Consider the following 24,311-nt stretch of genomic DNA (forward strand, 5'->3'; position numbering starts at 1 on the left):
CGTCCCGGAACAAAGCTGCCCATGTCTGTTTCCCCCCCGCCCCTCCCCCCCCCCCCGATGCCCCCCCCCCCCCCCCCCACCCCCCTCCCCCCCCCCCCCCCCCCCCCCGCCCCCGCTTCTCTTTCCCCCCCCCCCCCCCCCCCCCCCCCCCCCCCCCCCCCCCCGGGCCGGTGTCTTTGCGGGCGCTGTCGGACCCGGACGGTAGCCTTCGCAGGTCGCCCGCCGTGGGCCGGAGGGCGGGCCCGGGCCGGAGCGCCCGGAGGCGGGCGGCGACCAACGAGAGGCGGGGCTGTGGTACGGGTACTGGGCGTGGACCCGGGGCTGACCAGGTGCGGGATCGGCGTGGTCGAGGGTGCGCCGGGGCGGCCGCTGCGGATGGTCGGGGTCGGCGTGGTGCGCACCCCCGCCGAGGACGAGATCGGGCGGCGGCTGCTGCTGGTGGAGCAGGGCATGGAGGCCTGGCTCGACGAGCACGAGCCGGAGCTGGTCGCCGTCGAGCGGGTGTTCGCCCAGCACAACGTCCGGACGGTGATGGGCACCGCCCAGGCCAGCGCGGTCGCGATGCTCTGCGCCACCCGGCGCGGCATCCCGGTCACCCTGCACACCCCGAGCGAGGTCAAGGCCGCCGTCACCGGCTCCGGCCGGGCCGACAAGGCGCAGGTCACGGCCATGGTGCAGCGCCTGCTGCGGCTGGACGCCCCGCCCAAGCCCGCCGACGCCGCCGACGCGCTGGCGCTGGCCATCTGCCACATCTGGCGCGGCGGGGCGGTCAACCGCCTGGAGGCCGCGGTACGGGCGGCCCGCGCCACCCCCCTGAAAGGAAGCAGCCGGTGATCGCCTTCGTGCAAGGGCCCGTGGCGGCCATCTCCTCCGGACTCGCCGTGGTCGAGGTCGGCGGGGTCGGCATGGCCGTGCAGTGCACGCCGAACACGCTGGCCGGGCTCCGGCTGGGTGAGCCCGCCCGGCTCGCGACCTCGCTGGTGGTCCGGGAGGACTCGCTGACCCTGTTCGGCTTCGCGGACGACGACGAGCGCGCCGTCTTCGAGATCCTCCAGGCCGCGCCGGGCGTCGGCCCGAAGCTGGCGCAGGCGATCCTCGGGGTGCACAGCCCCGACGCGCTGCGGGCCGCGGTGGCCGGCGGCGACGAGAAGGCGCTGGTGGCCGTGCCCGGCATCGGGAAGGCGAAGGCCGCCAAGCTGCTGCTGGAGTACAAGGACAAGCTGGGAGCCCCGCACGGCGCGGTGCCGGCGCAGAAGCCGATCGCGAGCGGTCCGGCCCCCTGGAGCGAGCAGCTGCACTCGGCGCTGACCGGTCTCGGCTACGCTCCGCGCGAGGCGGACGAGGCGGTCGTGGCCGTCACCCCCGAGGCGGAGGCCCAGCAGACGCCGGACGTCGGCGCACTGCTCCGGCTCGCCCTGCGCGGCCTCAACCGATCCCGCTAAAGCCATCTGGCGATCTGTCCTCTTGTCGACTTTGGAGCATGTGCTGATGAGTCCGTACGACTCGGACCCGGGCGACCGGCTGGTGACGGCCGCCGCCGACGGGGAGGACCAGGCGGTCGAGGCGGCGCTGCGCCCCAAGGTGCTGGACGAGTTCATCGGTCAGGAGCGGGTGCGCGAGCAGCTGTCCCTGGTGCTCCAGGCGGCCCGCAAGCGCGGCAGCGCGCCCGACCACGTGCTGCTCAGCGGGCCGCCCGGGCTGGGCAAGACCACCCTGTCCATGATCATCGCCGCCGAGCTGGGCGCCCCGATCCGGATCACCTCCGGTCCGGCGATCCAGCACGCGGGGGACCTCGCGGCGATCCTCTCCTCGCTCGCCGAGGGCGAGGTGCTCTTCCTCGACGAGATCCACCGGATGTCCCGTCCGGCCGAGGAGATGCTCTACATGGCGATGGAGGACTTCCGGGTCGACGTGATCGTCGGCAAGGGCCCGGGCGCCACCGCCATCCCGCTGGAACTGCCGCCCTTCACCCTGGTCGGCGCCACCACCCGGGCCGGCCTGCTGCCGCCCCCGCTGCGCGACCGCTTCGGCTTCACCGGGCACATGGAGTTCTACGCCCCGGCCGAGCTCGAACGGGTGGTGCGCCGCTCGGCCACCCTGCTGGACGTGGAGATCGACCCGGCCGGCGCCGCCGAGATCGCCGGCCGCTCGCGGGGGACGCCGCGCATCGCCAACCGGCTGCTGCGCCGGGTCCGCGACTTCGCGCAGGTGCGGCACGACGGCCAGGTCACCGCGGAGATCGCCGCCCGGGCGCTGGACGTCTACGAGGTGGACGCCCGCGGTCTGGACCGGCTGGACCGCGCGGTGCTGACCGCGCTGCTGCGGCTGTTCGGCGGCGGGCCGGTCGGTTTGTCGACTCTCGCGGTCGCGGTGGGGGAGGAGTCCGAGACGGTCGAGGAGGTGGCGGAGCCCTTCCTGGTCCGCGAGGGCCTGCTCGCCCGGACCCCGCGCGGCCGGATCGCCACCGCGGCGGCCTGGCAGCACCTCGGGCTGACCCCGCCGGTCCAGGCCAACCGGGGCGCCGTGCCCGCGCAATCCGAACTCCTCCGGGCCGACGAGGGCTGAACGGGTGATCGCCGCCCGCCGGTTCCCGGGAGGCGTCCGATGCGCCACCCCGGTGAGTGGCCCGCGTGCGAGCCGGGGGCGAAGTCCGGGGAAACTGTGCAGGCGGAGGGTCGCCACTTTTGGCGGCAGGATGCGATGCTTGGCGTTGTCCGATCAGTTCGGGGTCGCCTAGACTCCGCCGGACCGCCCCGCTCACCTGACGGGCCGACCAATACCACACAGGCCGCCGGTCGGCGGCCCGTAAAGGACCCTGGCTGCAGTGAACTTCATCATCCTTCTCCTCCCGATCATCGCGATCGTGCTCATGTTCCGGTCGCAGAAGAAGCGCCAGTCGCAGATGCAGCAGATGCAGACCTCGCTGGAGCCAGGGGCGGGGGTGCGCACCATCGGCGGCCTGTACGCCCAGGTGAAGGCGGTCAACGAGGAGACCATCGAGCTGGAGATCGCGCCCGGCGTGGTCACCCACTTCACCAAGAGCGCGATCGCCGCTGTCCTGGACCCCCAGGAGTACGACGCGATCATCAACGGCCGCCCCGCCGATGACGAGCTGGCCGAGCCGGAGGCCGAGGACGCCGACGCCGAGCCGGTCGAGGACAAGCCGCTGACGCTCACCAAGGACGGCGGCGCCAAGGGCGACGTCGAGGGCGGGGCTCCCGCGAGCAAGTAGTACGGTCGGGCACCAGCCCGGCCGCGCGGCCCAGTGCCGCGAGCCCACAGGACCTCAGGGCCGCAGAACCGCCATGCCCCCGTCCCGCCACAAGCCGGACGGGGGTCCGGTTGGGGGAGTGGCATGGACAGGGAGAAACGAGCAAGGTGGCAACACCCAAGTCGCGCCCGCGCGACGGCTACCCAGGGCGGGCGCTGGCCCTCATCCTGGTCGTCACCGTCGGACTGGTCGCCCTCATGTTCGGGACGGGCCACACCAAGCCCCGGCTCGGAATCGACCTCGCCGGTGGCACCAGCATCACGCTGACCGCGAAGTCGACAGACCCCAAGGCGATCACCAAGTCCAACATGGACATCGCCACCGGGATCATCGAGCGCCGCGTCAACGGCATGGGTGTCTCCGAGGCGGAGGTGCAGACCCAGGGCGACAACACGATCATCGTGAACATCCCCAAGGGCGGCAACCAGCAGAACGCGGCGGACCAGGTGGGTACCACCGCCAAGCTGTTCTTCCGCCCGGTCCTGGCGGTGGCGCCCAGCGGCTTCACGCCGCCGGCGCCCACCGGCTCCCCCTCGGCCACCGGCACCCCGAGCGCGGCCCCGTCCGCCGGGTCCACCGCCTCGGCCGGCGCGAGCGCGTCCGGCACGCCCAGCGCGAGCGGCAGCAAGCAGGGCCGCCCGGCCGGTGAGGCGCTGGCCGCCGACGCCAGCCCGAGCGCCGCCGCGACGGGCGCGAGCACCGCCCCGAGCGCCGCCACCACGCCGTCCGCGCCCGCCACCCCGCCCAGCGCCGCGGACGTCAGCGCCGCGATGACCCAGGGCACCGTGCCGCCGGAGCTGGCCACGGCCTTCACCAACCTCGACTGCACCAAGCCGGAGGCCCGCGCGGCCCAGACCGGCCCCGAGGACAAGGCCGTCGTCGCCTGCTCGCAGAAGCCTGAGAACGGCTACTACGAGAAGCTCGTCCTCGGCCCCGTCGCCGTGAAGGGCTCGGACGTCTCCAAGGCCCAGCCGAGCCTCGACACCCAGACGGGTGCCGGCTGGCAGGTCCAGCTGCAGTTCAACGGCGCCGGCACCGACGCCTTCACCAAGGTCACCGGCCAGCTCGCCACCCAGGCCCCGCCGAACAACCAGTTCGCGATCGTGCTGGACAACCAGGTCGTCTCGCACCCCGAGGTCAAGAACGTGATCCCCGGCGGCAGTGCCGTGATCACCGGCCGCTTCAGCCAGGCCGAGGCGCAGGACCTGTCCAACGTGCTGGGCTACGGCGCCCTGCCGCTGGAATTCAGCAAGGGCGAGATCACCACCGTCTCCCCGGCGCTCGGCGGCGACCAGCTCATGGCCGGTCTGGTCGCAGGCGTGATCGGCATGCTGCTGGTGGTGCTCTACTCGCTGGTCTACTACCGCGGCCTCGGCCTGGTCTCGATCGCCGGTCTGCTCGTCTCGGCGGCCCTGACCTACTCGATCATGAGCCTGCTCGGCGCCGGGATCGGCTTCGCGCTGAACCTGCCCGCGGTCTGCGGTGCGATCGTCGCGATCGGCATCACCGCCGACTCCTTCATCGTCTACTTCGAGCGCATCCGCGACGAGGTCCGCGAGGGCGCCCCGCTGCGCCCGGCGGTCCAGCGGGCCTGGCCGCGCGCCCGGCGCACCATCCTGGTGTCGGACTTCGTGTCCTTCCTCTGTGCCGCCGTGCTCTACGTGGTCTCGGTCGGCAAGGTCCAGGGCTTCGCGTTCACCCTGGGGCTGACCACCGCGCTGGACGTCGTGGTGATCTTCCTCTTCACCAAGCCGGTGATCACGCTGCTGGCCCGGCGCAAGTTCTTCGCCAACGGTCACCCGTGGTCCGGCCTGGACCCGAAGCGGCTGGGCGCCCGCCCGCCGCTGCGCAGCAGCCGTCGCCGTAGCCCCTCCTCTGCCGCCGTGAAGGAGGCCTGACACCGTGTCACGCTTCTCCAATCTGGGACACCGGCTCTACCAGGGCGAGGTCAGCTTCGACTTCGTCGGGCGCCGTAAGCTCTGGTACTCCATCTCCGGCGTGATCGTGCTGATCGCGGCGATCGGTCTGGCGATGGGCCTGCACCTGGGCATCGAGTTCAAGGGCGGCTCGGTCTACACCGTGACCAAGCCGGGGCTGACCGTCTCGCAGGCGCAGGAGACGTCCGACAAGATCGTCTCCTCGCACCCGCTGGTGCAGTCGACCGACAACGGCAAGATCCGCATCCAGGTCAGCACCGAGGAGCCGAAGAGCTCGGACGAGATCCGCGCTCAGCTCTCCGAGAAGCTGGCCGTGCCGCTGGACACCGTCGAGGCCCAGGTGATCGGCCCCAGCTGGGGCAAGCAGATCTCCTCGAAGGCGCTCACCGGCCTGATCATCTTCATGGTCCTGGTGACGGTCTACCTGGCGATCGCCTTCGAGTGGCGGATGGCGGTGGCGGCCCTGGTCGCCCTCATCCACGACCTCCTGATCACCATCGGCGTGTACGCCCTGGTGGGCTTCGAGGTCACCCCCGGTACGGTGATCGGCTTCCTGACCATCCTCGGGTACTCGCTCTACGACACGGTCGTCGTCTTCGACACCGTGAAGGAGAACACCAAGGACCTCACCAAGCAGAACAAGCTCACCTACAGCGAGGCGGCCAACGCGGGCCTCAACCAGACCCTGGTGCGTTCGCTCAACACCACCGTGGTCGCCCTGCTCCCGGTCGCCGCGCTGCTGTTCATCGGCGGTGGCCTCCTGGGTGCCGGCACGCTGAACGACATCTCGCTGGCGCTGTTCATCGGCCTCGCGGCCGGTGCCTACTCGTCGATCTGCGTCGCCACTCCGCTGCTGGCGCAGCTCAAGGAGGAGCAGCCGGAGATGAAGGCGCTGCGCAAGCGGGTCCTGCAGCACCGGGCCGCGGCCGCTGCCAAGGCCGCCGGCGAGGTGCCGGCGGACGAGGAGATCGCGGACGAGGACCTGCCTGCGGGTATGGTCGGTCAGCGCGGCCGGGCGGCCGGCACCACGCGTGCCAAGGGCCGTCCGTCCACCAAGCGCTGAACCGACCCGATCGTAAGGACACGCCGTGACCACCGCCGACACCGCACTGGCCGATCTGTTGAACAGCCGGATCCGGGACGTCCCGGACTACCCGAAGCCGGGTGTGCTGTTCAAGGACATCGCGCCGCTGCTGGCCGACGCCGAGGCCTTCGGCGCCCTCACCAGGGCGCTGGCGGACCGGGCGCGGGAGCTCGGGGCGACCAAGGTGGTGGGCCTGGAGGCGCGCGGCTTCGTGCTGGCGGCTCCGGCGGCCTTCGCGGCCGGGCTCGGCTTCGTGCCGATCCGCAAGCAGGGCAAGCTGCCCGGTGAGGTGTTCCGGCGCTCGTACGAGCTGGAGTACGGCTCGGCGACGCTGGAGGTGCAGTGCGACGCCTTCGCGCCCGGTGAGCGGGTGCTGGTGGTGGACGACGTGCTGGCCACCGGTGGCACCATCGGCGCCTCGCTGGACCTGGTGAAGGAGGCCGGCGCCGAGCTGGTGGGCGTCGTGGTGCTGATGGAGCTGGGCTTCCTGGACGGCCGGGAACGGCTGTCCGGGCACCTGAACGGCGCCCCGCTGGAGACGCTGGTCACGGTCTGAGGGACCTGAACGAAGGGCGGCGGTCGGATCATCCGACCGCCGCCCTTCCGTTTCCGGCCCGGGTGGATGAACGCCGGGGCGCCCGGCTCGGTACCATGAAGATTCACCCCCTCCCGGTTGCGTCCGACCGTACGGGCCGCGGCAGGGGTCGGCCCCGGTGCCCCGAGGAGAGTCCTTGCCCGACGAGGTTGTGCCCACGGCCGAAGCGGCCGCCCCCGACAACCGTCCCACGCCCTCGGGGGCCACCCCGGCACGCCCGGCGCCGACCTCCTCGCGACCGACCGGCCCCACCGGGCGCGGCTCCTCCTCGGGTGGCATGCGCGCCCGCCTGGCCCGCCTCGGCGGCCAGCGCTCCAGCGTGCTCAACCCCGTGCTGGAGCCGCTGTTCCGGTCGATCCGGGCGAACGACCCGAAGGCCGACCCGGCGCTGCTGCGGGACATCGAGCGGGCCTACGCCGTCGCCGAGAAGTGGCACCGCGGGCAGAAGCGCAAGAGCGGCGACCCGTACATCACCCACCCGCTGGCGGTGGCCACCATCCTGGCCGAGCTGGGGATGGACGCCCCGACCCTGATGGCCGGGCTGCTGCACGACACCGTCGAGGACACCGACTACGGCCTGGAGACCCTGCGCAAGGACTTCGGCGACTCGGTGGCGCTGCTGGTGGACGGCGTCACCAAGCTGGACCGGGTCAAGTTCGGCGAGGCCGCGCAGGCCGAGACCGTCCGCAAGATGGTCGTCGCGATGGCCAAGGACCCGCGGGTCCTGGTGATCAAGCTGGCCGACCGCCTGCACAACATGCGCACGATGCGCTACCTCAAGCGGGAGAAGCAGGAGAAGAAGGCCCGCGAGACGCTGGAGATCTACGCCCCGCTGGCGCACCGGCTGGGCATGAACACCATCAAGTGGGAGCTGGAGGACCTCGCCTTCGCGATCCTCTACCCCAAGATGTACGACGAGATCGTCCGGCTGGTCGCCGAGCGCGCCCCCAAGCGGGACGAGTACCTGGCGACCGTCATCGACCAGGTCCAGGGGGACCTGCGCGGCGCCCGGATCACCGCCTCCGTCACCGGCCGGCCGAAGCACTACTACTCGGTCTACCAGAAGATGATCGTCCGGGGCCGGGACTTCGCCGAGATCTACGACCTGGTGGGCATCCGGGTCCTGGTCGACACCGTCCGCGACTGCTACGCGGCGCTGGGCACCATCCACGCGCGGTGGAACCCGGTGCCGGGGCGGTTCAAGGACTACATCGCGATGCCCAAGTTCAACATGTACCAGTCGCTGCACACGACGGTGATCGGCCCCGGCGGCAAGCCCGTCGAACTCCAGATCCGCACCTTCGACATGCACCGCCGGGCCGAGTACGGCATCGCCGCGCACTGGAAGTACAAGCAGCGCGCCGTGGCCGGCGCGTCCAAGGTCCGCACCGACACCCCGACCCAGGTCCGCAAGGACGACAAGGCCGGCGCCGTCAACGAGATGGCCTGGCTGCGGCAGCTGCTGGACTGGCAGAAGGAGACCGCCGACCCGGGCGAGTTCCTGGAGTCGCTGCGCTTCGACCTGGCCAGCAACGAGGTCTTCGTCTTCACGCCCAAGGGCGACGTGATAGCCCTGCCGGCCGGCGCGACCCCGGTCGACTTCGCCTTCGCGGTGCACACCGAGGTGGGCTACCGGACGATAGGGGCCCGGGTCAACGGGCGGCTGGTGCCGCTGGAGTCGACGCTGGAGAACGGCGACGCCGTCGAGGTGTTCACCTCCAAGGCGGAGAACGCCGGACCGTCCCGGGACTGGCTGGGCTTCGTCAAGTCGCCGCGCGCCCGCAACAAGATCCGCGCCTGGTTCTCCAAGGAGCGCCGCGAGGAGGCGATCGAGCACGGCAAGGAGGCGATCGTCCGGGCGATGCGCAAGCAGGGCCTGCCGATCCAGCGGATCCTGACCGGCGACTCGCTGGTCACCCTGGCCCACGAGATGCGCTACCCCGACATCTCCTCGCTCTACGCCGCGATCGGCGAGGGCCACGTCACCGCGCAGAACATCGTGCAGAAGCTGGTCCAGGCGCTCGGCGGCGAGGAGGGCGCCACCGAGGACCTCGCCGAGACCGCGACCCCGACGCACGACAACCGCCGGGCGGCGCGCCGCCGGGCCAAGGGCGACCCGGGCGTGATCGTCAAGGGCGTCGAGGACGTCTGGGTCAAGCTGTCCCGCTGCTGCACCCCGGTGCCGGGCGACCCGATCGTCGGCTTCGTGACCCGCGGCAACGGCGTCTCGGTGCACCGCGCCGACTGCGTCAACGTCGAGTCGCTGAGCCAGCAGCCCGAGCGGATGATCGACGTCGAGTGGGCCGCCACCCAGTCCTCGGTGTTCCTGGTGGCCATCCAGGTCGAGGCGCTGGACCGCTCCCGGCTGCTCTCGGACGTCACCCGGGTGCTCTCAGACCAGCACGTCAACATCCTGTCGGCGGCGGTGCAGACCTCCCGCGACCGGGTCGCGATGAGCCGCTTCACCTTCGAGATGGGCGACCCGAAACACCTCGGCCACGTGCTCAAGGCCGTGCGCGGTGTCGAGGGCGTCTACGACGTCTACCGCGTCACCTCGGCCCGCAAGTAGCGCCCCGAGCGCGAGAGAGGGCCCCGGGAGATCCCGGGGCCCTCTCTCGCGCGTTCGGCGGATCAGCCGCTGAACTCCTCCTGGCTGCGGTGCGCCTGCTCCAGCAGGGTCTGCACGCCGGCCAGCTCGTTCTCCAGCTTGGCGATCCGGCCGGCGTTGCCGGCGGCGCGGGCCTTGTCCAGATCGGCCCGGATCTTGTCGGCCTTCGCCTCGAACAGGCCGACCATGCCGGCGGCGCGCGCCTTGGCCTCCGGGTTGGAGCGCCTCCACTCGGCGTCCTCGGCCTCGCGGATGGCCCGCTCGACCGTGTTCAGCCGGCCGTCCAGCTTCGGACGGGCGTCGCGCGGCACGTGCCCGATCGCCTCCCAGCGCTCGTTGACCTCGCGCAGCGCCGCCTTGGCGGCCTTCAGGTCGGTGATCGGCAGGATCGCCTCGGCCTCGGTGGCCAGTGCCTCCTTGAGCTTCTGGTTGGCCACCTGCTCGGCGTCCCGCTCGCTGAACACCGCGGAACGGGCCTGGAAGAAGACGTCCTGCGCGCCGCGGAACCGCGCCCACAGCTCGTCCTCGATGTCCCGCTGGGCCCGGCCGGCGGACTTCCAGCGCGCCATCAGGTCGCGGTAGGCGGCCGCGGTGTCGCCCCACTCGGTGGACGAGGACAGCGCCTCGGCCTCGGCGACCAGCGCCTCCTTGGTCTGCCGGGCCTGCTCGCGCTCGGCGTCCAGGGTCGCGAAGTGCGCCTTGCGGTGCTTGGAGAAGACCGAGCGGGCGTGCGAGAAGCGGTGCCACAGCTCGTCGTCGCTCTTGCGGTCCAGCCGGGGCAGGCCCTTCCAGGTGTCCACCAGGGCGCGCAGCCGGTCCCCGGCCTCCCGCCACTGGGTGGACTCGGCGAGCTGCTCGGCCTCGGAGACCAGCGTCTCCTTGGCGGTGCGGGTCTCGTCCTGGGCCTTGGCGCGGGCGGCCTTGCGCTCCTCGCGCCGGCTCTCGATCTCGCCGGCGAGCGTGTCCAGCCGCTTGGCCAGGGCGGCCAGGTCGCCGACCGCGTGCCCCTCGGTCACCTGGGCGCGCAGGTGGTCCAGCGCGGCCTGGGCGTCCTTGGCGGCCAGGTCGGTGGTGCGCACCCGCTTCTCCAGCAGGCCGATCTCCACCTCGATGCCCTGGTACTTGCGCTCGAAGTAGGCGAGGGCCTCCTCGGGCGAGCCGGCCTGCCAGGAACCCACGACGTGTTCGCCGTCGGCCGTCCTGACGTAGACCGTGCCCTGCTCGTCGACACGGCCCCACGGGTCGCTGCTCATAGCGCGTCCTCCACATGACGTCGCGCCCGCGCCGGGGCGGCGCGCGTCCGTCGTCCACAGTTGATGTGCGGCGGACCGATGAGTCCGCCGTCCCCGTCCGCCGTGACTTGCTGCCGAGGGTGACGGCCAGGCGGGTGCGGGCACCCTGATACAACGCCAACATAGGCGACCAGCCCCGGTGCTGTCCGCATCCGGGCCGGGCGATTTCGGGCCGGGGCCGCGCCGAGGCGCTTCGGGCGCCCCTTGCGGGCGGCCCCGGGAGATGTCAACTCTTCGCGGTGGTCACCGAGTTGAAGGTGACGTCGGCCATCGGGTGGCCGTCCGGGGCACCCTCCAGGGTGCCCGCGGCGGCGATCTTCTGCACCGCGTCCAGGCCCCCGGTGATCTTGCCGAAGGGGGTGTAGTTCGGGGGCAGCTGGGTGTCCTTGTAGACCAGGAAGAACTGGCTCCCGTTCGTGCCGGGGCCGGAGTTGGCCATCGCCACGGTGCCCGCCGGGTAGGTCGCGCCGGTCAGGTTCTCGTCCGCGAACTTGTAACCGGGGCCGCCGGTGCCGCCCGGGACGGTCGCGCTGGCGGTCGGGTCGCCGCACTGGAGCACGAAGATGCCGTCGGTGGTGAGGCGGTGGCACTTGGTGTGGTCGAAGTACTTCTCCCCGGCCAGGAAGACGAAGGAGTTCACCGTGTGCGGGGCCTTGGCCGCGTCGAGCGCGAGCGTCACCTTGCCGCAGTTGGTGTCCAGCGTCGCGGTGTACGAGCCGCCCGCGTCGATCGCCATGGCCGGCTCGGCCTGCCACTGCTTGCCGTTCGGCGCGCCCGGCGCCGGATCGGCGCAGCCCTCGACCGGCTTGCGGGTCGGGGTGGTCGGCTCGGCGCTCTGGCTCGGCGCGGCCTGGGCGGAGGAGGCGGCCGAAGCCGACTTGTCCTTGTCCGAGCCGAACGCGCCGGTGCCGACCAGCGCACCGCCGCCGGCCAGCACCACGACGGCGAGCGCGGCGCCCAGGATCGTGTTGCGGCGCCTGCGCGCGGACCGCGCGGCGACCCGCCGCTCCATCTGGCGCTCGTACTTCTCTCGGGCGAGCTGCCGCCGCCGCTGTTCGCTGCTGACCACCGGCCGTGTCTCCTACGGATGTGCTGGGAAAGTGGATGGGTACCGAAGCGGATCATCGCATCCATCGGCGGCCAAGTGTAGGGACCGGGCCTGTAAGAACGCGGTGAACCTGTCAGTGCGAACCGCGCGCGCCACCCCTATCTGGTTCGCAACCGCACCCGCACCGCCGGTAGGCTGCCTTTACCTCACTGGTTTGCTGCATGACTGGTGGCTGCATCCGACCCGGCCGCCGCGACCGTAGCCGCCACTGCCGACCGCATCACGAAGGACGCGCGTGTTCATCGCCGGATTCCCCGCTGGAGCCTGGGGCACCAACTGCTACCTGGTCGCCCCGGCGGCGGGCGAGGAGTGCGTCATCGTCGATCCCGGCCACCAGGCGGCGCGCGGTGTCGAGGAGATGGTCCGCGAGCACGGGCTCAAGCCCGTCGCCGTGGTGCTCACGCACGGCCACATCGACCACGTGGCCTCGGTGGTCCCGGTCTGCGGCGCCCGCGGCGTCCCGGCCTGGATCCACCCCGAGGACCGGTACATGATGTCCGACCCGGAGAAGGCCCTCGGCCGCGCCCTGGGCACCCAGCTGATGGGCGAGCTCACCGTCGGCGAGCCCGACGACGTGCGCGAGCTCACCGACGGCGCCGTGCTGGAGCTCGCCGGCCTGCAGCTCACCGTGGACCACGCCCCGGGCCATACCGGGGGGTCGGTGACCTTCCGGACGCCCGGTGCCGAGGACCTCCCCCCGGTGCTGTTCTCGGGCGACCTGCTGTTCGCCGGCTCCATCGGGCGTACCGACCTCCCGGGCGGGGACAGCGAGGCGATCATGCGGTCGCTGGCCCGGGTGTGTCTGCCCCTCGACGACACCACCGTGGTCCTCTCCGGCCACGGCGGACAGACCACCATCGGCCACGAGCGCGCCACCAACCCCTACCTCCGACAGGCAGCAGGGGCGGCCGGCGCCCAGGCTTTCCCGCGACGAGGAATGTGACGGAAGAGAAGTTGAGCACCTTCACCGCCCCCAAGGGCACCTACGACCTGCTGCCCCCCAGCTCCGCGACCTTCCTGGCGATCCGCGAGCGCATCGCCGCGCCCGCCCGCCGGGCCGGCTACGGCTACATCGAGACCCCGGTCTTCGAGGACGTGAAGCTCTTCTCCCGCGGCGTCGGCGAGTCCACCGACATCGTCAGCAAGGAGATGTACAACCTCACCACCCGCGGCGGCGACGAGCTCGCGCTGCGCCCGGAGGGCACCGCCTCGGTGCTGCGCGCCGCCCTCCAGGCCAACCTGCACAAGCAGGGCAACCTGCCGGTCAAGCTCTGGTACTCCGGCTCGTACTACCGCTACGAGCGCGCCCAGAAGGGCCGCTACCGCCAGTTCTCCCAGGTCGGCGCCGAGGCGATCGGGGCCGAGGACCCGGCCCTGGACGCCGAGCTGATCATCCTCGCCGACGACGCCTTCCGCTCGCTGGGCGTGCGCGACTACTCGCTGCTGCTCAACAGCCTCGGCGACAAGCAGTGCCGCCCGGTCTACCGCGCCGCCCTGGTCGAGTTCCTCGCCGGCCTGGACCTGGACGAGGACACCCGCCGCCGCGCCGACATCAACCCGCTGCGCGTCCTGGACGACAAGCGCGAGTCGGTGCAGGCCCAGCTGGTCGACGCGCCCAAGCTGCGCGACTACCTGTGCGAGGAGTGCAAGGCGTACGACGAGAAGGTCCGCGAGCTGCTCACCGCGAACGGCGTGGCCTTCGTCGACGACCCGAAGCTGGTCCGCGGCCTGGACTACTACACCCGCACCACCTTCGAGTTCGTGCACAACGGCCTCGGCGCCCAGTCCGCGATCGGCGGCGGCGGCCGCTACGACGGCCTGTCCGAGATGATCGGCGGCCCGGCGCTGCCGTCCGTCGGCTGGGCCCTCGGCGTGGACCGCACCTTCCTGGCGATGGAGGCCGAGGGCATCGTCCTCGACCTGCCCGCCGCGACCTCCGTGTACGCCGTCGCGCTCGGCGAGGAGGCCAAGAACGTCCTGTTCGCCAAGGTGGTCGAGCTGCGCCGGGCCGGCGTCGCCACCGACCTCGCCTTCGGCGTCAAGAGCATCAAGAACGCCATGAAGTCCGCCGACCGGTCCGGCGCCCGCTTCGCCCTCGTGGCCGGGGACCGGGACCTCGCCGACGGCGTCGTCCAGCTCAAGGACCTGACCACCGGCGAGCAGAACCCCGTCGCCCTCGACGCACTCGTCACCACCCTGAAGGAGAAGCAGCTGTGATCCGCACGCACGACGCGGGCACGCTCCGCCCGGAGCACGCAGGCACCACCGTCACCCTGGCTGGCTGGGTCGCCCGCCGCCGCGACCACGGCGGTGTCGCCTTCATCGATCTGCGCGACGCCTCCGGCACCGTGCAGATCGTGGTCCGCGACCTCGACTCGGTGCACGGCCTTCGCGCCGAGTACTGCGTCAAGGTCGTCGGCGACGTCCGGGTGCGCCCCGACGGCAACGAGAACCCGGACATCCCGACCGGCGCGGTCGAGGTCGTCGTCAGCGAGATCGAGGTCCTCTCCGAGGCCGCCCCGCTGCCCTTCCCGGTCGCCGAGTACGAGCCGGGCACGGTCAACGAGGAGGTCCGGCTGCGCTACCGCTACCTGGACCTGCGCCGCGAGGGCCCGGCCAAGGGCCTGCGGCTGCGCTCGAAGGTCAACAACATCATCCGCCGGGTGATGGAGGAGAACGACTACCTCGACATCGAGACGCCGTACCTCACCCGCTCCACCCCCGAGGGCGCCCGCGACTTCCTCGTCCCGGTCCGCCTGCAGCCCGGCCACTGGTACGCGCTGCCGCAGTCGCCCCAGCTGTTCAAGCAGCTGCTGATGGTGGCCGGCATGGAGCGCTACTACCAGATCGCCCGCTGCTTCCGCGACGAGGACTTCCGCGCCGACCGGCAGCCGGAGTTCACCCAGCTCGACATCGAGGCCTCGTTCGTCGACCAGGAGGACATCCTGGCCCTCGGCGAGAAGATCGTCGGCTCGATCTGGCGCGAGGTGCACGGCTACGAGCTCCCCAACCCGCTGCCCCGGATGACCTACGCGGACGCCATGGCCCGCTACGGCTCCGACAAGCCGGACGTCCGCTTCGGACAGGAACTCACCGACCTCACCGAGTACTTCAAGGGCACCGAGTTCCGCGTCTTCCAGGCCCCGTACGTCGGCGCCGTGGTGATGCCCGGCGGCGCCTCGCAGCCCCGCAAGGCGCTCGACGCCTGGCAGGACTGGGCCAAGGCGCGCGGCGCCCGCGGCCTGGCCTACGTCGTCATCGACGCCGAGACCGGCGAGCTGCGCGGCCCGGTCGCCAAGAACCTGTCCGAGGAGCACCTGGCCGGCCTGGCCGCCGCCGCGGGTGCCAGGAACGGCGACGCGATCTTCTTCGCGGCCGGCAAGCAGCGCCCCTCGCAGGAGCTGCTGGGCGCCGCCCGTCTGGAGATCGGCCGCCGCTGCGAGCTGATCGACGCGTCGCAGTGGGCCTTCCTCTGGGTCGTCGACTTCCCGATGTTCGAGCCGATCGAGGACGACAAGGGCGAGTTCCAGGGCTGGCACGCGGTGCACCACCCGTTCACCGCCCCGACCGCCGAGTCGCTCGCCACCTTCGACACCGACCCGGGCTCGGCCCTGTCCAACGCCTACGACCTGGTCCTCAACGGCTCGGAGCTGGGCGGCGGTTCGATCCGTATCCACCAGCGCGACGTGCAGAAGCGGGCGTTCGACGCGATCGGCCTCTCCGAGGAGGAGGCGGCCTCGCAGTTCGGCTTCCTGCTGGACGCCTTCAACTACGGCCCGCCGCCGCACGGTGGCGTCGCCTTCGGCCTCGACCGCATCGTCACCCTGCTCGGCGGGTACGACACCATCCGCGACGTCATCGCCTTCCCGAAGACGTCCACCGGCGGTGACCCGCTGACCGGCGCCCCGACCCCGATCACCCCGGCCCAGCGCCGGGAGGCCGGCGTGGACGCCAAGCCGAAGCTGCGCGAGGACGCCGCGAAGTCCGAGGCCTGACACCGGATCCGCTAACCTTCAACGGCCCCGGACGGTCCACCCACCGTCCGGGGCCGGTCCACAATGACGTGTGACACAAGGAGGGTTGACTCATGCAGGTGTTCACAAGGGTCGAGTGTCCGGATGACGCCCCGGCGACCAGACGCGTCCACATGGCCGCGTTCCCCGGCCCCGACGAGGCGGACCTGGTCGACGCACTGCGCCGCGATCCGGCCTGGCTGCCCGGGCTGTCGCTGGTCGCGGTCGACGAGACCGGGCTGGTGATCGGGCACGCGCTGCTGACCCGGCTGCGGGTCGGCGAGGACGGCGCGGGCCTCGCGCTCGCGCCGGTCGCCGTCGCGCCCGAGTGGCAGCGCAAGGGCGTCGGCGAACTCGTCGTCCGGGCCGCGCTGTCGGCGGCCGAGGAGGCGGGGGAGAAGCTCGTGGTCGTCCTCGGCGACCCGGAGTACTACGGGCGGTTCGGCTTCAGCGCGGCCGGTCGGCACGAGGTCAGCGGGCCGTTCGAGGTGCCGGACGCCTACTTCCAGGCGCTGCCGCTGCCCGGGTACGACGGCGCTCCGCGCGGGCTCTGCCGCTACCCCGAGGCCTTCGTGGCGGTGTAGACCGTCAGGTCGGCTCCACCGACCGCGTTCCCACCCGGGGCTCCGTCCCACCCGACGATCCCAGCCGGCCGAAGGGGACCGTGACCCGGCAGCTGCGCACGAACGCGGCCATCGCCGGCGTGAGTTCGCGGTCCTTCGGCCAGTACAGCCCGACCAGGCTCGGGCTGAGCCCCCGCACCGGCCGGTACGCGACGTCATCCCGTACGGCCAGCCGGCTCATCGTCTCCGGTGCGAAGCCGACGCCCTGACCGCACACCACCGCGGCCAGCCACTCGTCGGTGTTGTGCGCCACCGCGCCGATCCGCACCGGACGCCCGCCCCGCTCCCGGCCCGCCAGCCAGTACTCGCGCCAGTGCCCGGCCTCGTGCGGTATCGCCACGAACGGCTCGTCCAGCAGGTCCTCGACGGACAGCTCGGCCCGGTCCGCCAGCCGGTGCCCGGTCGGCAGCGCCACGACCCGCGCCTCCTCGCCGAGCACGGCGACGTTGTAGTGCTCGACCAGCCACGCCGGGCCGTGCCAGAGCGTCAGGTCGATCTCGCCGGTGGCCAGGCCCGAGGTCGGGTCGAACCAGTTGTTCTGCCGCAGCTCCACCTGCCAGCCGGGCATCCGCCGGGCGAAGTCGGCGACGGTGCTGCGGGTCATCAGGTTGATGATGCCGCCCTCGAACCCCACGCGCAGCACCGAGCCCTGCTCGGCGGCGGCCGCCCGGGTGGCACGCAGCGCGTCCTCCCAGCCGGCCAGCATCGCCCCGGCGTAGTCCGCCAGCGCCCGCCCGGCCGGGGTGGGCGCCATGCCGCGCCGCGAGCGCTCGAACAGCGCGACCCCGAGCAGCGATTCCAGCTGGCGGATCTGCTTGGTGAGCGTCGGCTGGGAGACGAACAGCCGGGCCGCGGCGGCGGTCAGCTGACCCTCCTCGCAGACCGCGGCGAAGCTGCGCAGCAGGCGGGTGTCGACATCCATGCCCCAAGGTTATGGAACCGGATATTGGACCCGTCCGGCAGGTGTGGGTCAAGGTTGGTCGTTCGGCGTTCACGCCGACCGGACGGGGGAGCGGGGGGGGGGGGGGGGGGGGGGGGGGGGGGGGGGGGGCGCCCCCCCCCCCCCCCCCACCCGTCCGCCGACCTGCGGGGGCGGCCTCCAGCGCCTACGGTGAGTGCTCATCAGCAGCAGCCGGACGGAGGACCCCAGGTGGCCGAGGAGCAGCGGACCGCGAAGCCGGAACGACTCGCGAGGAAGCCGTACGAGCGGGAACTGCTGCGGCTCCAGCAGGAACTGGTGAAGCTCCAGGAGTGGGTGCGGGTCGAGGGCGCCCGGCTGGTGGTGGTCTTCGAGGGGCGCGACGCCGCCGGCAAGGGCGGCGCGATCAAGCGGGTGACGGAGTACCTGAACCCGCGCATCGCCCGGGTCGCGGCGCTGCCGACCCCGACCGAGCGGCAGAAGACCCAGTGGTACTTCCAGCGGTACGTCGAGCAGCTGCCGGCCGCGGGGGAGATCGTGCTGTTCGACCGCAGCTGGTACAACCGGGCCGGCGTCGAGCGGGTCATGGGCTTCTGCACGGACGAGCAGTACTGGCAGTTCCTGCACCAGTGCCCGACCTTCGAGCGGATGCTGATCGAGGAGGGCGTCCTGCTGCGCAAGTACTGGTTCTCGGTGAGCGACACCGAGCAGGAACGGCGCTTCCGGGACCGGCTGGAGGATCCGATGAAGCGTTGGAAGCTCTCCCCGATGGACGTCGAGTCGATCACCCGTTGGGAGGACTACTCGCGGGCCAAGGACGAGATGTTCGTCTACACCGACACCCCGGACTCGCCCTGGCACGTGGTGGAGAGCGACGACAAGCGGCGGGCCCGGATCAACATGATCGCCCACCTGCTCTCCACCGTGCCGTACCGCGAGATCACCGCCCCGCAGATCGACCTGCCGCCCCGCCCGGCCCCGCGCGGCTACCAGCGGCCCCCGCGCGACCTGCAGAAGTACGTCCCGGACCACGCGGCCCGCCTCGATCGGCGGGCGGCCCGGGCGCGATGAGGCCGGCTCGCTCCGGCGGGTGTGTCGGCGGCCTCGCATAGGCTTTCGGTGTGGACGAACCGGACCTCTTCACCGCCGCCGCCGAGGAACGCCAGAGCAGGGAGCCCGGCCGGGCGCCGCTGGCCGTACGGATGCGTCCGCGCACCCTGGACGAGGTGGCCGGGCAGCGGCAGCTGCTGAAGCCCGGGTCGCCGCTGCGGCGGCTGGTCTCGGGCTCGCGCGGGCCGGCGGCGACCAGCTCGGTGATCCTCTGGGGCCCGCCCGGCACCGGCAAGACCACCCTCGCGCACGTGATCAGCCAGGCCGTGGAGGGCCGCTTCGTCGAGCTGTCCGCGATCACCGCCGGGGTCAAGGAGGTCCGGGCGGTGATCGACGGCGCCCGGCGAGCGGTCGGCATGTCCGGCCGGGAGACGGTGCTGTTCCTGGACGAGATCCACCGCTTCTCCAAGGCCCAGCAGGACTCGCTGCTGCCGGCCGTGGAGAACCGCTGGGTCACCCTGATCGCGGCGACCACGGAGAACCCGTACTTCTCGGTGATCTCCCCGCTGCTGTCCCGCTCGCTGCTGCTCACCCTGGAGTCGCTGACCGACGAGGACGTCCGCGCCCTGCTGCGCCGCGCGGTGGCCGACGAACGCGGCCTGGGGGGCGCGTTGGACCTGACGGCGGAGGCCGAGGACCACCTGGTGCGCCTCGCCGGCGGTGACGCCCGGCGGGCGCTCACCACGCTGGAGGCCGCGGCCGGGGCGGCGCTGGAGAAGGGCGAGGCGAGCATCACGCTGGCCACCACGGAGACGGCCGTCAACCAGGCGGCGGTGCGCTACGACAAGGACGGCGACCAGCACTACGACGTGGCGAGCGCGCTGATCAAGTCGATCCGGGGCAGCGACGTGGACGCCACCCTGCACTACCTGGCCCGGATGATCGAGGCGGGGGAGGACCCGCGGTTCATCGCCCGCCGGCTGATGATCTCGGCCAGCGAGGACGTCGGCCTGGCCGACCCGACGGCGCTCCAGACGGCGGTCGCGGCGGCCCAGGCGGTGGCCCTGATCGGCTTCCCGGAGGCGCGGATCATCCTCTCCCAGGCGGCGATCGCGCTGGCCCTGGCGCCCAAGTCCAACGCGGCCTACCTGGCGATCGACGCGGCGCTGGCGGACGTCCGGCAGGGGCTCGCGGGCGCGGTGCCGCCGCACCTGCGGGACGCGCACTACGGCGGCGCGGGCAAGCTCGGCCACGGCCGGGGCTACCAGTACCCGCACGACCTGCCGGAGGGCATCGCGGCCCAGCAGTACGCGCCGGACGCGGTGCACGGCAAGGACTACTACCAGCCGACCCGGCGCGGCGGCGAGGCCCGCTACGCGGACGTCGTGGAGTGGACGCGGGGCCGGCTCAGGGGCGAGTGAGAAGGGGCGGTCGAGCACCCGGTACAATCGGTCGGAGTGCCACGTCCCGGGACGGCGGCGGGGGAGACCCCACCGACCGGCCACACCAGCGGGGCATCGGCCGTAGGCCTCCTCCGGGAGGCCCGCACCAGGAGCGTCGCGCACCGTTTCGGTGTCGCGGACGGCCCGGGTTTCCGGGCTGTTCCGTGTGACCAGCACTTTTGTGCCCGGCTCCGGAGAGCGGCTGACCGCATCGCCTCGGCGATGGGTTGTCTCCGGGTCGCGAGATGCGACCTCCGTCAACACCTGGTGAAGCCGTATTCGTAAGCAAGGAAGGTTTGGTTCATGGCGAACCAGAAGCGTCCCAAGGTCAAGATCGCGCGTGCGCTCGGCGTGCCGCTGACCCCGAAGTCCGTCAAGTACTTCGAGGCCCGCCCGTACCCGCCCGGCCAGCACGGCCGTGGTCGCAAGCAGAACTCGGACTACAAGGTCCGTCTGCTCGAGAAGCAGCGTCTGCGCGCCCAGTACGACCTGAGCGAGAAGCAGATGGCGCGCGCGTTCGACCGCGCGAAGAAGGCCGAGGGCAAGACCGGTGAGGCGCTCGTCGCCGAGCTGGAGACCCGTCTGGACTCGCTGGTGCTGCGTTCGGGCATTGCCCGCACCATCTACCAGGCCCGCCAGATGGTCGTCCACGGCCACATCGAGGTCAACGGTGGCAAGGTCAACAAGCCGTCGTACCAGATGAAGCCGGGCTTCGTGGTGACCGTCCGCGAGCGCAGCAAGGAGAAGGTCCCGTTCCAGGTCGCCCGTGAGGGTGGCTACGCGGGCGAGGGCCAGACCCCGAAGTACCTCGAGGTCAACCTGAAGGCCCTGGCCTTCCGCCTGGACCGTGCGCCGCAGCGCAAGGAGGTCCCGGTGATCTGTGACGAGCAGCTGGTGGTCGAGTACTACTCGCGCTGACCCGCGGCGGTTCCGCATCTGCGGTACCTCAGCGAGCCCCCGTCGCCTTTCGAGGCGGCGGGGGCTCGCCCCTTTTCCGGTGGCAGCTCCTGGTGCCGGCCGGACAGGACCTAGCGGTTCTCGCCGGTCATCGCCGCGGCCAGCCGCAGGTGCGGGCGGGCCTCCTCGGCGCGGCCCTGGCGCTCCAGGGTGCGGCCGAGCATCAGCCGGGCGTAGTCCTCGGCCGGGTCGGTGTCCAGGATCCGGAGCAACTCGGCTTCGGCGCGCCCGAGTTGGGCGGAGTGGTAGTAGCTGCGGGCCAGCAGCAGCCGGACCGAGAGGTTGGCCGGTTCCTCGGCCAGCACGCCCTCCAGCATGCGGGCGGCGTCGGCGTAGGCCTTGGACTCGAAGTGGAACGTCGCGAGGCGGTACTCGTCGGCGGCGGTGGTCACGGCCACGGGGTGCTCCTTCCGGGTGGTTCCTTGCCTCCTCAAGCAATCGGCAAGTTTCAGCTATTCCTGGCCGGTGCGGGCGTCGGTGCGGACGGCACCGAGCAGGGCCCGGACCCGGGCTCCGGGCCGCCCGCCGGCCCGCTGCCGCCCAGCGCCCGGGAGACCGCCGCGTCCAGGTCGAGCCGGGCCCCGGCCTGGTAGCACCGCTCGTACTCCTGCGCGGTCAGCCCCGCCCGGGCCCGCTCCGCGCACTCCTGGTGCGGGCCGAAGAAGGACCGCGAGCCCAGGAAGGGCAGGCCGACCGCGCCCCAGATCCGGTGCGCGGCGCCCTGCAGCACCCGGGCCCCGCCCAGGTCGCCCGGCGCGCCCGGCTCGGTCTCCAGCAGCGCCAGCAGGTCGATCGCCAGCGCGATGCCCAGCAGGTCGTGGAACAGGTGGTTCAGCCGCAGGCCCTCCCGGGCCAGGGCGCGGGCCGCCCGGACTGCGCCGTCCATCCAGTGCGCGTACGCCATCGCGTACAGCACGTACGCGTACGCCCACTGCTCGCCGTGCTCCTCGCACAGCTCGCGGGCCTGGCCGAACCAGAGCTCCCCGCTCTCCGGATCCCCCTGGAAGAGGTACGCGAGGCCCAGCTCGACCATGGCCAGCACGACGTTGCTGTTGAGCTCGCCGATCGTCCGGTAGTGCCAGAGCGCCTCCTCGAACAGCTCGGCGGCGCGGTCCGGCTCGTCGCCGATCAGGGCCGCGCTGCCCTGCCGGTGGACGGCGTAGGCCAGCGCCCGGTCGTCGCCGGTGTCCAGGGCCTGGCGGCGGCACTCCTCCAGTGCCGGGCGGGCCGTCTCCAGGTCGCCTTGCAGGGTGGCCAGATGGCCGGTCACCCAGAGGGCCTTGGCGCGGGCCTCGGTCGGCTCGCGGTCCAGGGCGAGCGCGCGGTCCAGCCAGTGCCGCCCCTCGCCGAGGTGGCCGCAGCCGACCCAGTAGAACCACAGCGTGCCCGCCAGCAGCAGGGCGATCTGCTCCTCGCCGGGCTCGGCGAGGCAGAACTCCAGCGCCGCGCGGAGGTTGGGGTGGGCGAGTTCGGTGCGCTCGGCGGTCTCGGCCTGCCGGGGCCCGAACCACTCGACCTCGCCCCAGGTGGCCACGCCCAGGTACCAGTCGCGGTGGCGGCGCAGCAGCCGCTGCTCCTGGCCGGCGGCCCGCAGCCACTGGCCGCCGTAGTCGCGCAGGGTGTCCAGCAGCCGGAAGCGGACGCCGAAGGCGCTGTCCTCGCCCAGCACCACGGACTTGCCGACCAGTTCGTCGAGCAGGTCGAGCACGTCCTCGGCCTCCAGGCCGTCACCGGCGCAGACGTACTCGGCGGCCTCCAGGTCGAAACTGCCGGCGAAGACCGACAGGCGGGCCCAGAGTAAACGTTCCTGCACGGTGCAGAGCTCATGGCTCCAACCGATCGTGGTGCGCAGCGCCCGGTGCCGCGGCAGGGCCGTCCGGGAGCCGCCGGTGAGCAGCCGGAACCGGTCGTCCAGCCGGGCGGTGATCTGCTCCACCGACAGCGCGCGCAGCCGCCCGGCCGCCAGCTCCACCGCCAGCGGGAGGCCGTCCAGACGGCGGCAGAGCAGGCTCACCGCCTCGGCGTCGGCCTCGGTCAGCGCGAAGGAGGGCAGCACCGCCCGGGCCCGCTCGGCGAACAGCCGCACCGCGTCCGGCAGTCCGCCCGGATCGCTCGGACCGCCCGGATCGCTCGGCCGCGGGTCGACCGGCAGCGGGGCCAGGGTGAGCAGGTGCTCGCCCGAGGCCCGCAGCGCGGCGCGGCTGGTGGTCAGCACCCGGAGGCCGGGCAGCGCCCGCAGCAGCGCGTCCGCCAGTTCGGCGCAGGCCTGCACCAGGTGTTCGCAGCCGTCCAGCACCAGCAGCGTGCACCGGCCGGACAGCCGCTCGGTGAGCAGGTCGAGCGGCGGGCGGGCGGTGCCGTCGGTCAGCCGCAGCGCCTCCAGCACCGCGCGGCCGAGCAGCAGCGGGTCCTGCACCGGGGCCAGCTCGACCAGCCAGGTGCCGTCCGGGAAGGCGCCGGCCGCCCGGGCGGCGGCGCGCAGGGCCAGTCGGCTCTTGCCCACCCCGCCCGGCCCGGTCACCGTCACCAGCCGGGCGCCGGCCAGCAGGCCCGCCAGCTCGGCCAGCTCCCGCTGCCGCCCGACGAAGCCCGTCACCTCGGCCGGCAGCCGACCGGGCTCCGGCTCGCGCGGCCGCGCCGCGGGTTCCCCGGACTGTGCTCTCCAGTCGCCGGCCAAGCGCTGCTCCCCGTGTTCCTGGCCCGGACCGTCGGGGCCCGGACGTTCGTCGGGCCGTACGGGCGACGGCCCGCCTGGCAGAACGAGGTGACCGGCCGGTAGGTTACGCGCGCGGTTCGCACATCCGACCGGTTCGGCCGGGGGCCGACGCGACGGCGGACCCCGGGGCCCGGCGACAACCCGGTCCGGAAACCGGGCGTGGGCGCGATAGGGTTCCGTTTGGAGAACAGCAAGGCGAGGGAGCGCGCAAAGGTGTCCGTGGGAGAGCTGGCCGGGTTGCTCGTCGCCGTGTTCTGGGCGGTCCTGGTCACCCTGCTCGCCGTGGTGCTGGTCCGCCTCTCGCGAGTGCTGAAGGAGGCCACTGTCCTCGTCTCCGCCGTCACCGAGCAGGCCGTCCCGCTGCTGAGCGACGCGGGCGCCGCCGTGCGCAGTGCCAACCAGCAGCTGGAGCGGGTGGACGAGATCACCGCCAACGTGCAGGACGCCGCCGCCAACGCCAACGCGCTCTCCTCCACCGTCGCCGCCACCCTGGGCGGGCCGCTGGTGAAGGTCGCGGCCTTCAGTTACGGCGTCCGCAAGGCCGTCGCCAAGCAGCAGGGCGGCCAGCCGTCCGTGCCGTCGCAGAGCGGCGAGCGCGAGGAGCTGGCCCGGCTGATCCGGGCCGAGGTGCGCGCCGCGACCGCGCCCAGGAACGGCCTGTTCTCCCGGGTCCGGCGCGCGGTGAGGGGCTGACGG

21 protein-coding genes are annotated in these 24,311 nt (G+C 72.6%); 16 read left to right on the plus strand and 5 right to left on the minus strand.

Going from position 1 to position 24,311, the window contains the following annotated elements; genetic code table 11:
- Positions 1-291: 291 nt before the first annotated feature.
- From ruvC to AC07AL_RS17060, 8 genes are all read left to right on the plus strand, one after another.
- On the plus strand, positions 292-834 hold the full coding sequence (gene ruvC / locus AC07AL_RS17025) for a crossover junction endodeoxyribonuclease RuvC (protein ID WP_363618240.1): 543 nt from the start codon (positions 292-294) through the stop codon (positions 832-834).
- Positions 831-1,442, plus strand: a complete 612-nt coding sequence (gene ruvA, locus AC07AL_RS17030) for a Holliday junction branch migration protein RuvA (RefSeq protein ID WP_063346808.1) — start codon at positions 831-833, stop codon at positions 1,440-1,442. The genes ruvC and ruvA overlap by 4 nt, the downstream gene beginning before the upstream one ends.
- Before the next feature lie 46 nt (positions 1,443-1,488).
- Positions 1,489-2,565, plus strand: a complete 1,077-nt coding sequence (gene ruvB / locus AC07AL_RS17035) for a Holliday junction branch migration DNA helicase RuvB (RefSeq protein WP_363583074.1) — start codon at positions 1,489-1,491, stop codon at positions 2,563-2,565.
- A gap of 259 nt (positions 2,566-2,824) precedes the next feature.
- Entirely contained in the window at positions 2,825-3,232 is a 408-nt protein-coding gene (yajC, locus tag AC07AL_RS17040; RefSeq protein ID WP_363583076.1) for a preprotein translocase subunit YajC, read from the plus strand.
- 146 nt (positions 3,233-3,378) lie between these two features.
- Complete coding sequence (gene secD, locus AC07AL_RS17045) at positions 3,379-5,169, plus strand: protein translocase subunit SecD (RefSeq protein ID WP_400803616.1); 1,791 nt, start codon at positions 3,379-3,381, stop codon at positions 5,167-5,169.
- Between the two features lie 4 nt (positions 5,170-5,173).
- Positions 5,174-6,271 carry a protein translocase subunit SecF gene (gene secF / locus AC07AL_RS17050; protein WP_363583078.1) on the plus strand — a complete coding sequence of 366 codons (1,098 nt, stop codon included), beginning with the start codon at positions 5,174-5,176 and terminating at the stop codon, positions 6,269-6,271.
- Between the two features lie 25 nt (positions 6,272-6,296).
- Positions 6,297-6,848: an adenine phosphoribosyltransferase gene (locus tag AC07AL_RS17055; RefSeq protein ID WP_363583080.1), complete on the plus strand. Its 552-nt coding sequence runs from the start codon at positions 6,297-6,299 to the stop codon at positions 6,846-6,848.
- A gap of 190 nt (positions 6,849-7,038) precedes the next feature.
- Positions 7,039-9,456 carry a RelA/SpoT family protein gene (locus tag AC07AL_RS17060; protein ID WP_400330135.1) on the plus strand — a complete coding sequence of 806 codons (2,418 nt, stop codon included), beginning with the start codon at positions 7,039-7,041 and terminating at the stop codon, positions 9,454-9,456.
- A 62-nt stretch (positions 9,457-9,518) separates the two neighbouring features.
- Here the strand turns inward: AC07AL_RS17060 and AC07AL_RS17065 are convergent, their stop codons facing one another.
- Positions 9,519-10,748: a DUF349 domain-containing protein gene (locus tag AC07AL_RS17065; protein WP_363583082.1), complete on the minus strand. Its 1,230-nt coding sequence runs from the start codon at positions 10,746-10,748 to the stop codon at positions 9,519-9,521.
- Positions 10,749-11,013: 265 nt separating this feature from the next.
- Positions 11,014-11,856, minus strand: coding sequence for a peptidylprolyl isomerase (locus AC07AL_RS17070; protein ID WP_363583084.1), 843 nt, complete (start codon positions 11,854-11,856; stop codon positions 11,014-11,016).
- Positions 11,857-12,130: 274 nt separating this feature from the next.
- Between AC07AL_RS17070 and AC07AL_RS17075 the strand changes: the two genes are divergently transcribed.
- From AC07AL_RS17075 to AC07AL_RS17090, 4 genes are all read left to right on the plus strand, one after another.
- Positions 12,131-12,838, plus strand: a complete 708-nt coding sequence (locus tag AC07AL_RS17075; protein WP_063346799.1) for an MBL fold metallo-hydrolase — start codon at positions 12,131-12,133, stop codon at positions 12,836-12,838.
- 11 nt (positions 12,839-12,849) lie between these two features.
- Positions 12,850-14,112, plus strand: a complete 1,263-nt coding sequence (hisS, locus tag AC07AL_RS17080; protein ID WP_350877873.1) for a histidine--tRNA ligase — start codon at positions 12,850-12,852, stop codon at positions 14,110-14,112.
- Positions 14,109-15,890, plus strand: coding sequence for an aspartate--tRNA ligase (aspS, locus tag AC07AL_RS17085; RefSeq protein WP_363583088.1), 1,782 nt, complete (start codon positions 14,109-14,111; stop codon positions 15,888-15,890). The genes hisS and aspS overlap by 4 nt, the downstream gene beginning before the upstream one ends.
- Positions 15,891-15,982: 92 nt before the next feature.
- The gene (locus AC07AL_RS17090; RefSeq protein ID WP_478317733.1) at positions 15,983-16,492 is read left to right on the plus strand and encodes a GNAT family N-acetyltransferase; all 510 of its coding nucleotides are present in this window, start codon (positions 15,983-15,985) and stop codon (positions 16,490-16,492) included.
- A gap of 4 nt (positions 16,493-16,496) precedes the next feature.
- Here the strand turns inward: AC07AL_RS17090 and AC07AL_RS17095 are convergent, their stop codons facing one another.
- Positions 16,497-17,453 carry a LysR family transcriptional regulator gene (locus AC07AL_RS17095; protein ID WP_363618258.1) on the minus strand — a complete coding sequence of 319 codons (957 nt, stop codon included), beginning with the start codon at positions 17,451-17,453 and terminating at the stop codon, positions 16,497-16,499.
- Positions 17,454-17,681: 228 nt separating this feature from the next.
- Between AC07AL_RS17095 and ppk2 the strand changes: the two genes are divergently transcribed.
- The 3 genes from ppk2 to rpsD all read left to right on the plus strand — a co-directional run bounded on the left by ppk2 (position 17,682) and on the right by rpsD (position 20,860).
- Positions 17,682-18,521 carry a polyphosphate kinase 2 gene (gene ppk2 / locus AC07AL_RS17100; RefSeq protein WP_478317734.1) on the plus strand — a complete coding sequence of 280 codons (840 nt, stop codon included), beginning with the start codon at positions 17,682-17,684 and terminating at the stop codon, positions 18,519-18,521.
- A 50-nt stretch (positions 18,522-18,571) separates the two neighbouring features.
- Positions 18,572-19,921: a replication-associated recombination protein A gene (locus AC07AL_RS17105; protein WP_363583096.1), complete on the plus strand. Its 1,350-nt coding sequence runs from the start codon at positions 18,572-18,574 to the stop codon at positions 19,919-19,921.
- Positions 19,922-20,245: 324 nt separating this feature from the next.
- Positions 20,246-20,860 (plus strand): 30S ribosomal protein S4, encoded by a 615-nt coding sequence (gene rpsD, locus AC07AL_RS17110; protein ID WP_063346792.1) that lies wholly within the window; start codon positions 20,246-20,248, stop codon positions 20,858-20,860.
- Between the two features lie 110 nt (positions 20,861-20,970).
- Here rpsD and AC07AL_RS17115 read toward each other — a convergent pair whose 3' ends face one another.
- Together AC07AL_RS17115 and AC07AL_RS17120 are read right to left on the minus strand one after the other, a co-directional pair.
- Positions 20,971-21,291, minus strand: coding sequence for a tetratricopeptide repeat protein (locus AC07AL_RS17115; RefSeq protein ID WP_380377234.1), 321 nt, complete (start codon positions 21,289-21,291; stop codon positions 20,971-20,973).
- Positions 21,292-21,347: 56 nt separating this feature from the next.
- Positions 21,348-23,576: an ATP-binding protein gene (locus AC07AL_RS17120; protein ID WP_478317735.1), complete on the minus strand. Its 2,229-nt coding sequence runs from the start codon at positions 23,574-23,576 to the stop codon at positions 21,348-21,350.
- 252 nt (positions 23,577-23,828) lie between these two features.
- On the opposite strand from AC07AL_RS17120, the gene AC07AL_RS17125 reads away from it, so the two are divergent.
- A complete protein-coding gene (locus AC07AL_RS17125; RefSeq protein ID WP_363583100.1) occupies positions 23,829-24,308 on the plus strand; it encodes a DUF948 domain-containing protein in 480 nt (159 codons plus the stop codon).
- Positions 24,309-24,311 lie beyond the last annotated feature (3 nt).

Source organism: Kitasatospora sp. NPDC043949, from assembly GCF_056435365.1.